Here is a 15,419-nt window from a genome sequence, read left to right on the forward strand (position 1 = left end):
CACGGAAAAAGAGGCTTCTGGGCCTCTTTTTCTTTTGCCTAGGTGTTTGTTGTAGCAGTGAAAAAGGCATCAAGCTGCGGCTGTAGCCACGTCCACAGGCCCGGTGCGCCCCGCTTGATCGGGGTGCCGACACGCTGTTCGATCTGGGCATAGGTGACGTTGTAATCCGTCCATGATCCGCCACCCGTAGCAAGGTTGCCGACCGGGGCCTGAAAGCGATCTATGGCCTTGGCGAAACGGGCATCCGGGCTGTCGGCTGCTTCGAACTCGTGCCACAAGGACATAAAGGCCTCTTTCTGGTCTTCTGGCAGCAGACCGAACAAGCGTTCTGCGGCGGCCTGTTCCTCGGCCTCCTGCGCGGCGTGGTCGACCTGTCCGTGGATGGGATGATCTCCGGCGTCAATTTCAACGATATCATGCAGCAACAGCATTTTCAGTGCGCGGTCGATCGAGGCACCGGGGGCTGCGTGTTCGGCCAGAATCCACGCATACAACATGATGTGCCAGGAATGCTCAGCCGAGTTCTCGCGCCTCGAGCCGTCCAGCAGGCGCGACGCGCGATAGACGGATTTCAGCTGGTCGGTCTCGGCCAGAAAGGCAAGGCGCGTCGAGAAGGGTGTTTCCGCGGGCTGGTCACCGTCCAGCAGGCTTTGAGCCGCGGCGTAGGCCTCGGGAAACTCGGTCTTCAGATAGGTTGCGCGCCCGCCGTTTAAATTGTCCTGAACGATTGCCCGGTGTTCAGGCATTGGATTAGGCGCACACAGAACCTGGAACATCGGCTGGCACCGATCCAGATACTTGGCAAATTTCGCATCCGGGCTCTGGTCGGCCTCGAATTCCTGCCACAAAGCAAGGCAGTCGGCGGCCTGATCTGCGGGCAAAAGTCCGAACAGCTCAGCTGCGGCAGCTTTCTCAAGCCGCTCGACGGCCTGCCAGTCGGTTTGCAGGTGGATTGGGTGGTCGCCCACGATGATCTCGACCAGATCATGCAGTAGCAGCATCCGAATGACCCGGTCGATGCTGACATCCGCACCGGCCAAAGGCTGCATCACCAGCGCCCAAAGCGCCAGTTGCCAGCTATGTTCGGCGGCGTTCTCCGGGCGGGACTGGTCCAGAAGAAAGTTGGCGCGATCAACCGATTTCAGGCTGTCCGCGCGTTTCAGGAATTCGATCTGCGCGGACAGTCTTTCGGTCATTGTTTCTCGATCGCTTTTGTTTTGGAACGGTGATCCGTCAGTTTCTGAATCACGAATTTGCGGGCTTTCCGCTCGGCCAACCGGACGCGGATTTCGGTCAGGAACGCCTCTTCCAACGTCTGAGAGGACGCCCCCAGAAGATCGCCCACCTCGACAAAAAAGCGGTCGTCCCCGGTTTCGTCCATCACTTTCATCGTGTCCTCGGCCAGTTTCGACGCGAGGGTGGTGATGGTGTCAGACATCAGCGCGTGTTCTCGGTCAGGCGGCGTTTCACATAGTCGCTGACATCGGTGATCAGCGTGTCCATGTGACGTTCCTGGAAGAAGTGGTCAGCGCCTTCCACCTCGTTATGGGTGATGGTTATGCCTTTTTGCTCGTGCAGTTTGTTCACCAGCGAGGTGGTGTCAGCCGGAGGCGCCACGCGGTCAGCCGAGCCATTGATGATCAGGCCGGACGAGGGGCAGGGCGCCAGGAACGAAAAGTCATACATGTTTGCGGGCGGCGACACGCTAATGAACCCGGTGATTTCCGGGCGGCGCATCAGCAGTTGCATTCCGATCCACGCGCCGAACGAGAAACCGGCGACCCAGCAGTGTTTCGAGTTGTTGTTCATCGACTGCAGGTAATCCAGCGCCGATGCTGCATCGCTCAGCTCACCCACGCCCTGGTCGTATTCGCCTTGGCTGCGGCCAACGCCGCGGAAGTTAAAGCGCAACACGGTGAAACCCATGTTGTAGAACGCATAATGCAGGTTGTAGACGACCTTGTTGTTCATGGTCCCGCCGAATTGCGGATGCGGGTGCAGCACGATGGCGATCGGTGCGTCTTTTTCCTTTTGCGGGTGGTATCGGCCTTCCAGGCGGCCTTCGGGTCCGGGAAAAATCACCTCGGGCATGTGTGCTTTAGTCCTGTCTTTTTCTTCCGGGTGCCGGGATATACTTGACTGTTATCGTCAGGCACCTTAGAACGGTTCTAATTGTATTGCTTTGCGCAAGTTGCTGCCTGTCGGAGATACGCACTGGCAGCGGCGGCGTCAATGTTTTCGCGCGGTACTAGCCTAGAGGAGTAGACAATGAAGCTTTCGACCAAGGGTCGTTACGCAATGGTTGCGCTGGCCGATATTGCTACTCAGCCTGAGGATACCCTTGTAACATTGGGGGAAATTTCAGAAAGGCAGGATATCTCGCTTCCGTATCTGGAACAGCTTTTTGTGAAACTGCGCCGTGCTGATTTGGTGTCTTCGGTTCGCGGGCCGGGTGGTGGCTACCGTTTGGCGCGCCCTGCATCGGAAATTCGCGTGGTCGAAGTTTTGGCTGCGGTTGATGAAACGGTTGATGCGCTGCAAAAAGGCGCAGGGGCGTCCGGAGCGTCATCGGGAAGTCGGGCGCAATCGCTGACCAACCGTCTGTGGGAAAGCCTCAGCGCACATGTCTATGTCTTCCTGCATCAGACGCGGTTGTCGGATGTAATCAAAAACGATCTGGCCCCGTGCCCCGCGGTGCCCAGCCTGTTTGCCGTTGTCGATGAGTGACGCAATGCACCATGGATTCGGCACCCAGGGTTTTCGCGTTTGGAAAAAGGTGAATCCATGATTCGTGTTTACCTGGATCACAACGCGACAACCCCTTTGCGACCCGAGGCGCGCGACGCGATGATCGCAGCGATGGAGTTATGCGGTAACCCGTCCTCGGTTCATGCCGAGGGGCGCGCGGCCAAAGCAGTGGTGGAGCGCGCGCGGGCGCAAATTGCATCCGCATTTGGGGCCGATGGAGCGGATATCGTGTTCACTTCGGGCTCGACCGAGGGGGCGGCGCTGGCGCTCGGTGGCCGTAACCTGCACGGCTCTGCGATTGAGCATGATGCTGTAAGGGCTTGGATTGCCGAGGTTTTGCATGCCGCGAAATCCGGTCAGGTGCAGGTGTCAGAGCCGGCAAACTCGACCCTGCAATTGGCCAATTCGGAAACCGGGATCGTTCAGAAGCTACCCAAGGGACTGGCCGTGACCGATGCAACGCAGGCCTTTGGTAAACTGCCGGTCGCTTTCAATTGGCTGGAAACACAAATGGCGCTGATCTCGGCCCATAAGTTTGGCGGCCCAAAGGGCATCGGCGCTATCGTGATGAAGCGTGGCACGGATTTGCCTGCCCAGATCAAGGGCGGAGGCCAGGAGATGGGCCGCCGCTCGGGCACGGAAAATGTCATTGGAATAGCGGGGTTCGGGGCTGCAGCTGAGGCAGCGGCTCGGGATCTGGCCAATGGTGTTTGGGAGCAGGTTCAAGAATTTAGAAATATTCTAGAAAAGGCCCTTGAGGCTGGTTCTAAATCTACTATTTTTGTCGGGAAAGATCAGGATCGCCTGCCCAATACCTTGTGTTTCGCCACCCCTGGCTGGAAGGGCGAAACGCAGGTGATGCAGATGGACCTGGCGGGTTTTGCGGTGAGTGCGGGATCAGCCTGTTCCAGCGGCAAAGTCCGCGCCAGCGCGGTTCTTACGGCAATGGGTTATGACGAGGTCACAGCAGCCAGCGCGATACGCGTGTCGCTTGGCCCTTTGACCACGCAAGAAGATGTGCTGCGCTTCGCCGAAGCGTGGCTTGAAAAAGAGAAAAAGCATCGCGCGCGTGCCGCGTGATTTGACGGAGTGAAGGATATGGCCGCTTTGGACCAGACCCAGGTAAAAGAAGGTGTCGATCAGGAAACCGTGGATGCGGTGCGCGAGGTCGGCACTTACAAATACGGCTGGGATACCGATATCGAGATGGAATATGCGCCCAAGGGCGTGAACCCGGATATCGTTCGCCTGATCTCTGAGAAAAACGAAGAGCCGGAGTGGATGACCGAATGGCGTCTGTCGGCCTTTGAACGCTGGACCAAGATGGAAGAGCCGACATGGGCGATGGTGCATTACCCGCCGATCGACTTTCAGGACCAGTATTACTATGCCCGTCCGAAATCGATGGAGGAAAAGCCGAAATCGCTGGATGAGGTCGATCCCAAGCTGCTGGCCACTTACGAAAAGCTGGGTATCCCGCTGAAAGAACAGATGATTTTGGCAGGCGTCGAAGGGGCCGAAGACATGCCCGCAGAAGGCCGCAAGGTCGCTGTGGATGCGGTTTTCGACTCGGTATCCGTGGGTACGACCTTCAAGGACGAACTGGCCAAGCATGGCGTGATCTTCTGCTCGATCTCCGAGGCGATCAAGGAACACCCTGAACTGGTGAAGAAATATCTGGGCACCGTGGTTCCGGTTTCGGACAACTACTATGCCACACTGAACTCGGCCGTGTTCTCGGACGGATCCTTCGTCTACATCCCGCCGGGCGTCCGCTGCCCGATGGAGCTGAGCACCTATTTCCGTATCAACGCGGAAAACACGGGTCAGTTCGAACGCACGCTGATCATCGCCGACAAAGGCTCGTACGTGTCCTATCTGGAAGGCTGCACCGCGCCTCAGCGCGACACCGCGCAGCTGCACGCGGCCGTGGTTGAGATCATCGTCGAGGAAGACGCCGAGGTGAAATACTCGACCGTTCAGAACTGGTTCCCCGGGGATGAGAACGGCAAAGGCGGCATCTACAACTTCGTGACCAAGCGCGCCGATTGCCGCGGCGACCGATCCAAGGTGATGTGGACTCAGGTGGAAACCGGCTCGGCCGTGACCTGGAAATACCCGTCCTGCATCCTGCGCGGAGATGACAGCCAGGGTGAATTTTATTCGATCGCGATCACCAATAACTATCAGCAGGCCGACACCGGCACCAAGATGGTTCATCTGGGCAAGAACACCAAGTCGCGTATCGTGTCCAAGGGCATCAGCGCGGGCAAGGCACAGAACACCTATCGTGGTCTGGTCTCTATGCACCCCAAGGCGAAAGACAGCCGTAACTACACCCAGTGCGACAGCTTGCTGATCGGAGACAAATGCGGAGCGCATACGGTTCCGTATATCGAGGTCAAGAACAATTCTTCGCGCGTGGAACACGAGGCGACGACATCCAAGGTGGATGACGATCAGCTGTTCTATTGCCGTCAACGCGGCATGGACGAGGAAGAGGCCGTGGCGCTGGTTGTCAACGGGTTCTGCAAAGACGTGCTGCAGGCGCTGCCGATGGAGTTCGCCATGGAAGCGCAGCAATTGGTGGCAATCTCGCTGGAAGGCTCTGTCGGTTGATGGCGCGGACACCCCGGAAAAGCATCCAAAGGGATGATGTGCTGACCTGGCTTGGATATGCACTGCCGGTATTGGGCGGCCTGCTTGGGGTGGCCTACGTCAACATCTTCTACATGGACTTCATCAACCCGGTCTGGGCGGTCGGCATCGGGGCAATCCTTGGGTGGGTTGCCGCACGTCTGATCCGCAAAGTGCTGGGATAGGAATTTATCGGGGCCGGGGCGCCCCTTGCGATACGCAAAAGGACAAAACATGCTGGAAATCAAGAACCTGCACGTACAACTTGAAGAAGAAGACAAGCAGATCCTGAAAGGTGTGGACCTGACGGTTGAGGCTGGCAAGGTACACGCAATCATGGGGCCGAACGGTTCGGGCAAGTCGACGCTCAGCTATGTGCTGTCGGGTCGGGATGGCTATGAGGTCACCGAAGGTTCGGCCACTCTGGACGGTCAAGACCTGCTGGAGATGGAGCCGGAAGAGCGCGCTGCTGCGGGTGTTTTCTTGGCCTTCCAGTATCCGGTGGAAATCCCCGGCGTTGGCAACATGACCTTCCTGCGTACTGCCGTTAACGCGCAGCGCAAGGCCCGCGGTCAAGAGGAACTGTCCGCCGCTGAATTCCTGAAAGAAGTGCGTGCCAAGGCAAAATCTCTGAAAATCGACGCCGATATGCTGAAGCGTCCGGTTAACGTCGGTTTCTCGGGCGGTGAGAAAAAGCGTAACGAAATCCTGCAGATGGCCATGCTGGAGCCCAAGATGTGCATTCTGGACGAGACCGACTCGGGCCTCGACGTGGATGCGATGAAGCTGGTGTCCGAAGGCGTTAACGCCCTGCGTGACGAAGGCCGCGGCTTTCTGGTGATCACCCACTATCAGCGTCTGCTGGACCACATCAAACCTGATGTCGTGCACATCATGGCGAACGGCCGTATCGTGAAATCCGGCGGCCCCGAGCTGGCGCTGGAAGTTGAACATAACGGTTACGCCGACATTCTGGCCGAGGTGAACTGATGGCTTTGCCGCAAGCAAAACAGACCGCTACCGAGGAACGGTTGGCCTCGTTGACCATGCCCGATGCCGGATGCACGCGTGCCGCGCGTGAAGATGCTTTGGCGCGTGTGTTGGAGATGGGTCTGCCCGGACGGCGCGACGAGTATTGGAAATACACGCGCCCCGACACTTTGATTTCGCCGGAAGCGCCACATGCTGCGCTGTTCCTCTCGGATGAGGAGACCTTGTTCGGCGAGATTGACCGTTTGAAAATCGTCTTCATCGACGGCGTGTTCAGCGCCGAAGAATCGGATGATCTGGAGTTGGAAGGCGTCAACATTGATCGGATCGAGGATATTTGCTGCAAGGATATCCATTGGGCCAAGGAATTGTACGGCGTTCTTGAGGCGCGCGGGCAATCTCCGGTTCAACGGCCGCTGGCAGCGCTTAACACGGCTTTTGCCGGGGATGGCGTAGCGATTCATGTCACCGGCAAGCCGTCCAAGCCGATCAGCCTGATCTATCGTCACGCATCAGAAACGTCGGATGCCATGCTGCATCACATTGTCCGTGTCGAAAGCGGGGCCGAAGTTACGATTCTGGAAAACGGTCCGGCAGCGTCCCGATTCAACAAGTGCATGGAAATCGACATTGCCGATAACGGCACGCTGCATCACGTGCGTGCGCAGGGTCGCGATCACGAGCGCCGGGCAATGACCCATATGTTCACCCGTCTGGGAGCGGAATCGACCTACAAATCGTTTACCCTGACCGCAAATGGAGTTCTGACCCGCAATGAACAGGTCATCGAACTGACCGGTGACGATGCGGTGGCCCATGTGGCGGGTGCCTGCGTTGGCGATGGTGACTTCCACCACGACGACACGGTATTCATCACCCATGACGCGGTGAACTGCGAAAGCCGTCAGGTTTTCAAAAAGGTTCTGCGCAATGGCGCGACCGGTGTGTTCCAGGGAAAGATCCTGGTCAAGGCAGGCGCGCAGAAGACAGACGGCTATCAGATCAGCCAGTCGCTGCTGCTGGACGATGACAGCCAGTTCCTCGCCAAGCCCGAGCTTGAGATCTACGCCGATGACGTCGCGTGCTCGCACGGATCGACCTCAGGGGCAATTGACGAGACGGCTCTGTTCTACCTGCGCTCGCGTGGCGTGCCGCACAAGGACGCTACCAATATGCTGACCCTGGCTTTTCTGGCCGAGGCGGTGGACGAGATCGAAGACAGCGCATTGGCCGAAGAGATCGTGACCCGTCTGGAAGGCTGGCTGGCGCGGCGCAGCTGATGCCTGTCACATCAGATATCGTGGCCACTTACCGGGGGCCGGGGCGTGTGGTGCGCCGGCTTCTGGATTTGGGTGAACGCGAGGACAGGGCGCTGATTTTTGTCATGGGGTTCTGCGTGGTGGCCTTTATCGCGCAGCTTCCCAGCCTTGCCCGGCGTGCGCATTTTGAGGGCGTGGAACTAAATGCACTTATGGGTGCAAGTTTGTTCGGTACCGTCTTTATTCTGCCTCTGTTCTTCTACTTGCTGGCATTTGTGTCTTATGGAGTGGCGCGGCTGTTTGGTGCGCGCGGTACTTCGTACGGTGCACGTTTAGCATTATTCTGGGCGTTGTTGGCGTCAACACCAGTGGTGTTGTTACACGGCCTTGTTGGTGGGTTTATTGGATCGGGCCCAGCCCTTACGATTGTCGGCGCTGTCTGGTTTCTTGTTTTCCTTTGGTTTTGGTTCGCTGGTCTCAGACAAGCGCAAGGGTGGCTGGAATGAACTCCATGTCTCTTGGCAACCTTGCGGTCCTGACGTTGACCAACCCGGCGCAAACCGCGCGGCAATTGCTGGCCCTGCGTCCCGGACGCGAGGTTTTGTGGTTGGGGTTTTTTCTGGCCGTGGTTCTGAGCTGCCTGCTTCAGGTGGGCGTTGCCCAACTGCTGCCAATCCCCCCCGGCCAGCCCGTTCCAGCGACCGAACCGGTGCTGCTGGTCCTTGCCCGTTCAGCCGGGGCCATCATGCTGAGTATATTGGCGTTTTTGATGTTTGGGCGCCTGCTTGGTGGGACCGGGTCATTTGACGAGGTTTTCCTTCTGACGGTCTGGCTGCAATACCTGCAGATCGCCGGGTTGGTGTTGTCGCTGGTATCGTTGCTGGTGATGCCGTTGCTGATCGTCGTGATAACCCTCGCAACGGCGGTGTTGAGCCTTTACGTCACGCTCCATTTCCTGAATGAAGCGCATAAATTCGGATCGCTCTGGAAATCCTTCGGGGTCATTTTGTTGTCTGCCCTTGTGGCGGTGCCCTTTGTCCTCGCGTTAACGCCCAGCGGCCCGGTATAGGGATAAGAAGACCATGTATGACGTAGAAAAAATCCGCGCAGACTTTCCGATTCTGTCGCGCGAGGTGAATGGCAAGCCGCTGACCTATCTGGACAACGGGGCCTCGGCGCAAAAACCTCAGGTTGTCATCGATGCGGTGACGCGGGCTTATGCCGAGGAATACTCGAATGTTCACCGTGGTCTGCATTTCTTGTCGAATCTGGCAACCGAGAAATACGAGGCCGTCCGCGGGACCATTGCTCGTTTTCTGGGCGCGGCGGATGAGAATGAGATCGTCCTGAACTCGGGCACGACCGAGGGGATCAATCTGGTGGCCTATGGCTGGGCGATGCCGCGACTGCAGGCGGGGGATGAGATCGTCCTCAGCGTTATGGAGCATCACGCCAATATCGTGCCCTGGCACTTCCTGCGAGAACGTCAGGGGGTTGTCCTGAAATGGGTTGATGTGGATGCCGAGGGCGGTCTGGACCCGCAGGCCGTGATTGACGCAATTGGGCCCAAAACCAAGCTGGTCGCCGTAACCCAGTGCTCGAATGTTCTGGGGACTGTGGTTGACGTGAAAGCCATCACCGAAGGCGCCCACGCCAAGGGTGTTCCCGTGTTGGTCGATGGCAGCCAGGGCGCCGTGCATATGCCGGTCAACGTGCAGGAAATCGGCTGCGATTTCTACGCAATCACCGGGCACAAGCTGTACGGTCCGTCCGGCTCAGGTGCGATCTACATCAAATCCGAACGCATGGCCGAGATGCGCCCCTTTGTCGGTGGCGGCGACATGATCAAAGAGGTCAGCAAGGATCAGGTGATCTACAATGATCCGCCGATGAAATTCGAGGCCGGAACCCCCGGTATCGTTCAGACCATCGGCCTTGGCGTGGCGCTGGATTACATGATGGATCTGGGGATGGAGAACATCGCCGCGCATGAGGCGGGGATTCGCGACTATGCGATGCAGCGCCTGAACGGCCTGAACTGGGTGCAGGTGCAGGGCACCCGCGCGGACAAGGCGGCCATCTTCAGCTTTACGCTGGACGGGGCAGGGCACGCGCATGACGTCTCGACGATTCTCGACAAGAAGGGCGTCGCCGTCCGGGCTGGCCATCACTGTGCAGGTCCGTTGATGGATCACCTTCGAGTCACAGCAACCTGCCGCGCCAGCTTTGGTCTGTACAACACCAAGGACGAGGTCGACACGCTGATCGATGCACTGGAACTGGCGCATGATCTGTTTGCCTGAAACCTGGCCGATCCGGGAAGATTTGCAGTTGCACCCGGATCGGAACAAGGTTAGCTAACGGCCAAGGCACCTGTAGCTCAGCTGGATAGAGCGCTGCCCTCCGAAGGCAGAGGCCAGAGGTTCGAATCCTCTCAGGTGCGCCAATTTACCTTAACCGTTTGAAAATAAAAGGTAAATTTTGGAAGCTTGCGAAGATTTCCAATTTACCTTGCACGATTTATGTTGGCCGGAGTTTTGCTTGTGACTTCAGCATGATGAAGTTCCGTCCGTCTATTTCTGCGACGGTACTATCTATACGCGTTAAAAAGAATTTCCCGAGGTCGGTCATCCACTCCAATTCGAGGTCTCAACGTCTATGCAACCAGGAAACTGATCGATGTTGATGCCCACGGGGCGGAGATTCAGCGCGTGTTTTAGCGGTATCTCCGAACCCTGTTCAGCGAGGGCAGTCGGCGATTAAAGAGCCCGCAGGGATTCGGGGTGTTGTGTGGGGAGAGCGACCAATGATTGGAAGAAATGTAACCCTCTACAAATCAGGGTGGGTTTTCTAAGAAGCTATGTTTTCACGCTGACAAGTCCGACTTGTGTTGGGACTCCAGCATACGAATAGACTGCTTCAGAAAGCCGTTTTAATCCTTTGTCAAATGTAAGTAGCATGTCGCAATACGCAGCTTCTTGAATGTGGCAGCAATCCCTAAACTGTCCTTTGTAATGCTGTCTGCCTTTCGAACCAGCCTTTCTAACTCTGTTGTCTCGAACCAGCCCGCAGTTAAAGAGAAGGAAGGCAAATCCTACCAAATCACCTTGCTTGGGTTGGGTTTCACGGAAACCCTTAGGATATTCCTGCCTAACAATTTTCATTTCTTGCGGGGGCAAACTGTCAATAATCAGTTCTACTGCTTCGCGCGGTGGAAGTTCATCCAATTGAGCGTAATTCGCTGGAAGCCTAGCCTTAAGGGTCTCTCTGGAAACCAACTCCTCTTGAAGTGCGGAGTCTAAATCAATCGTCAGAAAACGATCATGCGCATCGTGAAGATCGGATATCAGTGTGTCCGGAACATTGGGCATCAGCTCTGAGATGCTGCTTTGAATTTCTTGCAAGACACTTCCCTGGACCGCCTTTGAATTAGGTTCTTCAGCCATCCGCTAGTGAATTGCATTGGCTGCAGAAACGCATCCAACGCTTGAAGGGCTGTTAGGTGAGAAGCGCCTTCACTCTTAGGCAGAGACGCCGGGTCGAATTCCTCTAAGGAGCGTTGAATGGGGTTGTTTGGTACTGGAGTAAGTAGCTTCGCCGAGAGGCTCTCCAAAACCTTTGCGAATTCCACAGGTTTACCGGACCCATAGCACTCTAGAAGCGTGTGGTTCGAGATCACAAAAACGGCTCCGAAGTTTCGGAGTTTTTCCATGAGTTCAGATAGGTGGGGCCGCAAATCTCTGTGCTCGCGTAGTTCGCATAGAACTCGCTGGTCCAAATAGACGTGAAATCTAGAATTCAAAGGAGCACCTTTTTCTTTCCCTATTTCGTCATTGACCAAAAGCCAGTTTTGAGCGTTCTAGTGGTGCTTAAACCAGTTTCCAAAACTCATTGTAACCCATTGGTTTTTGGTGGCGCGATCACATTGCAGTTTCCATCATAACCCATTGAAAAATAACAATAGACGTGGACCTCTCAGGTGCGCCATACTCCCTTTTTATTAGGCTCTGCGCAGCGCTCGTTGTGACGGCCGTTTTCCGCAAGCCTTAGCGCCCTTTCCGGTGCCCCAAAAAACCAAGAGCGCCCAAGGGCGCTCGTCGTTTCGAAACTGTGCAGGGTGTTTAACCGCCCCAGCTGCGGACTTGACCGCAATCCATGTGGACGAAGTTTGAACGGGAGTATTTGCCCACTCCACCAGCGCGGCAGGACATGGCCGCCTTGGCCATCTGCGAGACCGAACGGGACGACAGGCGCAGGTCGGCGGCCTGACCTTTCATATGCAGCGAGTTCTTGGCAACCCGGCGCGAGCGCGACCGCAGCATCGCGTTTGTCTGCGGTGAGCGATAGCCCGAAAGAAGCATGTAGGGTTCGTTTACATCCAGAAGATTGTGTGACGCCGCCATGATGTCGATGGTGCGCAGGTCCATGTCCTTGACCTGATCGGTCCGCCAGTCGCGCATGAAATGGTTGACCTCTTTCACGGCGTCTTTGATGTATTTTCCATCGACCCAATAGATCATGTCGATGCGTTCGCCGGTGCGGCCGGAATACATACGAATACGACGGATGTCGCCACCGCCACGAAGAAACCCTGCCGCATTGGAATAAGTCGGTGCCGCCACAACTGCCGTAGCCGCGAATGCGCCCAGAAGGGCACGCCGGGTCAAGCCCGAGGTACTGCTCATCGTCATTTCAGTTTCGTCCCGTACTGTTCCTGCCTGCGCACGATGTTACGCGCGCGTTCTTAATTTTTTCCCATCCCAGATGCGGGATTTATGACACAGTCGCGAAAATCAGCCAAGAAGTCTTTCAAAATCGCCTTTTCAAGGGGGGATTTTCGGCAGTTTTTTGCGCAGGTGACGCGATTATGTATAATCCAGAGGCACTTGGCGGCGCTATTCCGCTGGGCGATGCAAACACGCATCACGCTCTGACAGATGCGCTGCGGTGATACATTTGTGAATAGACAAGCTGTACGGGACGCAATCATAGTTGATCGGCACGCTCCCCAGCGGCGTAAAATAATGAATAATCAAGGCCATCCCATGTTCTCAGGTTTTCGGACGCGTTCTGGTTTTATTTTAACGGCATGTTTTCTGGCTTCAGCATCAACCGCAGGCGCAGAAACCCGGCCGGCAACGGCTTATCAGATGGCTGTCGCGGAATTTGCCCCCTTGGGGTCAGGGATTGCGGAGTTTTACCGGGAAAACGGGTTTGCGCCGGTTTGGGTGGGGGAATCGCCTGAGCACCTGGCGCGGCGGGCGCGTTTGATCCGGGCCTTGTCGGGCACTGACATGCACGGTCTGCCGCAGGGCTCGTACAGCGTTCAGGCGCTATTGGATCAGATGCAGAACGCCCGCACGACACGTGATCTTGGCGCGGTCGAGATCCAATTGAGCCGCGCGTTTGTGGAATATGCCCGCAACCTGCAATCTGGCGCGCTGCGGCCCTCTGCAATTGACGACGGATTGGTGCGCAAGGTCGCGCGGACTTCGGCCAAGAATCATCTTCAGGCTCTGATCGCGGCAGAGAACGGCAGCTATTTCGATCAGCTTGCCCCGCAATCGACGCAATACCGGGCGTTGATGAAGCAGAAACTGGTTCTGGAAAAACTCGTCAACCAGGGGGGCTGGGGGGCGACGGTTCCGGTGTCCAAGCTGGAATACGGTGACACGGGACCCAATGTAATAAAGATGCGTAACCGATTAGTTTCCATGGGTTATCTTCGTCCGAATGCCAGCCCGGACTTTGACGATGCTTTGTTGGCCGCGGTGCAAGCATTCCAGACCGATCACGGGCTTGCAGCCGACGGCGTTGCTGGTCAGGGCACGATCACCGAGCTTAACCGCAGTGCTTCGGATCGGCTCAAGGCGGTTTATGTCGCGCTGGAACGCGAACGCTGGTTGCCGCGCGAACGCGGCGCGCGTCATATTCTGGTCAACCAGACTGATTTCTCGGCCAAGATCATGGATGAGGGTGCGATCACTTTTGAGACCCGCGCCGTTATCGGAAAGAACACCCATGACCGCCGCAGCCCCGAATTCTCGGACGAGATGGAACATATGGTCATCAACCCCAGCTGGTATGTCCCGCGCTCGATCATCACCAAGGAATACCTACCTAAGCTGAAGTCTAACCCGAACGCGGTCGGCCATATCCAGATCACCGATCGCAGTGGCCGTCAGGTCAATCGCGGTGCGGTGGATTTCAGCCAGTTCAATGCGCGCAACTTTCCGTTTGCGATGCGTCAGGCGCCGGGAACGAGTAACGCATTGGGGCTGGTGAAGTTCATGTTCCCCAACAAGTACAACATCTATCTGCATGATACGCCTCAGAAAAGTTTGTTCGCGCGTGAGGTGCGAGCGTTTTCGCACGGCTGTATCCGCCTGGCGCAACCCTTTGAGTTCGCCTATGCGCTGCTGGCCAAGCAGGAAGAAAACCCCAAGGCGTTTTTCCACCGGGTCCTGAACACTGGCAAAGAGACGACAGTGCATCTTGAGCAGCATGTTCCGGTCCATATCATCTATCGAACGGCCTTTATCGGGCCGAAGGGTAAGGTTCAGTATCGTCGGGATGTCTATGAGCGGGACCAGAAAATCTGGGAGGCACTGCAGAAAGCAGGGGTAGCCCTGCCGGACGTTCAGGGGTAATCAGCGGGGCAGGTCCTTAATCCGGGAAGCCCGATATGCACTACACCATCCAGCAAATCGCCGACGCCCTTGGTGCGGAAAGTCTGGGCGACACCAGCCTTACTATCGAACGCGCCGCCGAACCGGCGGATGCCAAGGCGACCGATCTGGCGATGGCGATGTCTCCGAAATATGCCGAGGCGCTGAGCGGTGCGTCCGCACGGGCCGCCGTCTTGTGGGAGGGTGCCGATTGGCAGGCGTTGGGTCTGGAAGCCGCGATTTTTGTTCCCCGGCCGCGTATGGCGATGGCGGGTGTGACCGCGATGCTGGATCGCGGGCAGGGGGTTGAATCGGGGATTCACCCCTCGGCCGTGATCGACCCGACCGCAGAAATCGGTGAGGGTGCCTCGATCGGACCACTGGCCGTCATCGGAGCGCGGGTGAAAATCGGCAAGGGCGCGGTGATTGGCCCGCATTGTGTAATCGGGATGGACGCGGTTCTGGGCGATCATGCGCTGCTGCGCGAGATGGTCAGCATCGGTGCTCGGGCGCAAATCGGGGACCGTTTCATTGCCCAACCCGGCGCGCGGATCGGTGGCGACGGGTTCAGCTTTGTCACCCCTGAGGTTTCCGGTGCCGAAAACGCGCGCAAGACGATGGGCGATCAGGGTGACGCACGGGCGCAAAGCTGGCTTCGCATTCACTCGCTGGGTGCTGTCGAGATTGGTGACAACGTCGAAGTTGGTGCCAATTGCACGGTCGATAACGGCACGATCCGCAATACCCGCATCGGCAACGGCTCGAAACTGGATAACCTCGTGCATGTCGGCCACAACACCCGTGTCGGGCAGGATTGTCTGCTGTGCGGCCAAACCGGTGTGTCCGGCTCGGTCGAGATCGGTAATAACGTGGTGCTGGGCGGCCAGACCGGTGTGGTCGACAACATATTTATCGGCGACGGCGTGATTGCAGGGGGCGGTACAAAGATTCTGTCAAATGTCCCTGCGGGCCGTGTAATCATGGGCTATCCGGGCATCAAGATGGACACCCATACCAACATCTACAAAGCACAGCGTCGTCTGCCGCGCATAGCTCGTGACGTCGAGGCGTTGAAAAAGGCTGTTTTCAAACAGCCTCCGAGTGATTAAATCATCCG

Annotated in this window: 16 protein-coding genes and 1 tRNA gene; 12 read left to right on the forward strand and 5 right to left on the reverse strand. The window is 57.0% G+C overall.

The window, feature by feature from the left end:
* Nucleotides 1–38: 38 nt before the first annotated feature.
* Genes ACR0KW_RS00655 through ACR0KW_RS00665 form a run of 3 tightly spaced genes read right to left on the reverse strand, consistent with a single transcriptional unit; the run spans nucleotide 39 to nucleotide 2,091 of the window.
* Nucleotides 39–1,196, reverse strand: a complete 1,158-nt coding sequence (locus ACR0KW_RS00655; RefSeq protein WP_480803293.1) for an HD domain-containing protein — start codon at nucleotides 1,194–1,196, stop codon at nucleotides 39–41.
* A complete protein-coding gene (locus tag ACR0KW_RS00660; protein WP_170324953.1) occupies nucleotides 1,193–1,438 on the reverse strand; it encodes a hypothetical protein in 246 nt (81 codons plus the stop codon). Before ACR0KW_RS00660 ends, ACR0KW_RS00655 begins: the two co-directional genes overlap by 4 nt.
* Nucleotides 1,438–2,091, reverse strand: coding sequence for an alpha/beta hydrolase (locus ACR0KW_RS00665; protein ID WP_480670305.1), 654 nt, complete (start codon nucleotides 2,089–2,091; stop codon nucleotides 1,438–1,440). The genes ACR0KW_RS00660 and ACR0KW_RS00665 overlap by 1 nt, the downstream gene beginning before the upstream one ends.
* Nucleotides 2,092–2,268: 177 nt before the next feature.
* Between ACR0KW_RS00665 and iscR the strand changes: the two genes are divergently transcribed.
* From iscR to ACR0KW_RS00715, 10 genes are all read left to right on the forward strand, one after another.
* On the forward strand, nucleotides 2,269–2,727 hold the full coding sequence (gene iscR / locus ACR0KW_RS00670; RefSeq protein ID WP_170324951.1) for a Fe-S cluster assembly transcriptional regulator IscR: 459 nt from the start codon (nucleotides 2,269–2,271) through the stop codon (nucleotides 2,725–2,727).
* 57 nt (nucleotides 2,728–2,784) lie between these two features.
* Complete coding sequence (locus ACR0KW_RS00675) at nucleotides 2,785–3,828, forward strand: cysteine desulfurase family protein (RefSeq protein ID WP_480803294.1); 1,044 nt, start codon at nucleotides 2,785–2,787, stop codon at nucleotides 3,826–3,828.
* 18 nt (nucleotides 3,829–3,846) lie between these two features.
* Nucleotides 3,847–5,367 (forward strand): Fe-S cluster assembly protein SufB, encoded by a 1,521-nt coding sequence (gene sufB, locus ACR0KW_RS00680; protein WP_480803295.1) that lies wholly within the window; start codon nucleotides 3,847–3,849, stop codon nucleotides 5,365–5,367.
* Nucleotides 5,367–5,570 carry a hypothetical protein gene (locus ACR0KW_RS00685; RefSeq protein WP_480803296.1) on the forward strand — a complete coding sequence of 68 codons (204 nt, stop codon included), beginning with the start codon at nucleotides 5,367–5,369 and terminating at the stop codon, nucleotides 5,568–5,570. The genes sufB and ACR0KW_RS00685 overlap by 1 nt, the downstream gene beginning before the upstream one ends.
* A 49-nt stretch (nucleotides 5,571–5,619) precedes the next feature.
* Nucleotides 5,620–6,375, forward strand: coding sequence for a Fe-S cluster assembly ATPase SufC (sufC, locus tag ACR0KW_RS00690; RefSeq protein WP_170324947.1), 756 nt, complete (start codon nucleotides 5,620–5,622; stop codon nucleotides 6,373–6,375).
* A complete protein-coding gene (gene sufD / locus ACR0KW_RS00695; RefSeq protein WP_480803297.1) occupies nucleotides 6,375–7,655 on the forward strand; it encodes a Fe-S cluster assembly protein SufD in 1,281 nt (426 codons plus the stop codon). The genes sufC and sufD overlap by 1 nt, the downstream gene beginning before the upstream one ends.
* Nucleotides 7,655–8,140, forward strand: a complete 486-nt coding sequence (locus ACR0KW_RS00700) for a YIP1 family protein (RefSeq protein WP_480803298.1) — start codon at nucleotides 7,655–7,657, stop codon at nucleotides 8,138–8,140. Before sufD ends, ACR0KW_RS00700 begins: the two co-directional genes overlap by 1 nt.
* Entirely contained in the window at nucleotides 8,137–8,703 is a 567-nt protein-coding gene (locus ACR0KW_RS00705; RefSeq protein WP_480803299.1) for a YIP1 family protein, read from the forward strand. Before ACR0KW_RS00700 ends, ACR0KW_RS00705 begins: the two co-directional genes overlap by 4 nt.
* A gap of 13 nt (nucleotides 8,704–8,716) precedes the next feature.
* On the forward strand, nucleotides 8,717–9,937 hold the full coding sequence (locus ACR0KW_RS00710) for a cysteine desulfurase (protein ID WP_480803300.1): 1,221 nt from the start codon (nucleotides 8,717–8,719) through the stop codon (nucleotides 9,935–9,937).
* Between the two features lie 66 nt (nucleotides 9,938–10,003).
* A tRNA-Arg gene (locus ACR0KW_RS00715) sits at nucleotides 10,004–10,080 on the forward strand.
* Nucleotides 10,081–10,492: 412 nt separating this feature from the next.
* Here the strand turns inward: ACR0KW_RS00715 and ACR0KW_RS00720 are convergent.
* On the reverse strand, nucleotides 10,493–11,038 hold the full coding sequence (locus ACR0KW_RS00720; protein WP_480803301.1) for a hypothetical protein: 546 nt from the start codon (nucleotides 11,036–11,038) through the stop codon (nucleotides 10,493–10,495).
* 717 nt (nucleotides 11,039–11,755) lie between these two features.
* Entirely contained in the window at nucleotides 11,756–12,325 is a 570-nt protein-coding gene (gene mepK, locus ACR0KW_RS00725; RefSeq protein ID WP_170324942.1) for a peptidoglycan L,D-endopeptidase MepK, read from the reverse strand.
* A 354-nt stretch (nucleotides 12,326–12,679) separates the two neighbouring features.
* On the opposite strand from mepK, the gene ACR0KW_RS00730 reads away from it, so the two are divergent.
* Nucleotides 12,680–14,284 (forward strand): L,D-transpeptidase family protein, encoded by a 1,605-nt coding sequence (locus ACR0KW_RS00730; RefSeq protein ID WP_480804182.1) that lies wholly within the window; start codon nucleotides 12,680–12,682, stop codon nucleotides 14,282–14,284.
* A 35-nt stretch (nucleotides 14,285–14,319) separates the two neighbouring features.
* Complete coding sequence (gene lpxD / locus ACR0KW_RS00735) at nucleotides 14,320–15,411, forward strand: UDP-3-O-(3-hydroxymyristoyl)glucosamine N-acyltransferase (protein ID WP_480803302.1); 1,092 nt, start codon at nucleotides 14,320–14,322, stop codon at nucleotides 15,409–15,411.
* The last annotated feature ends 8 nt before the right edge of the window (nucleotides 15,412–15,419 follow it).

It is taken from the genome of Ruegeria sp. CG11 (assembly GCF_056537245.1).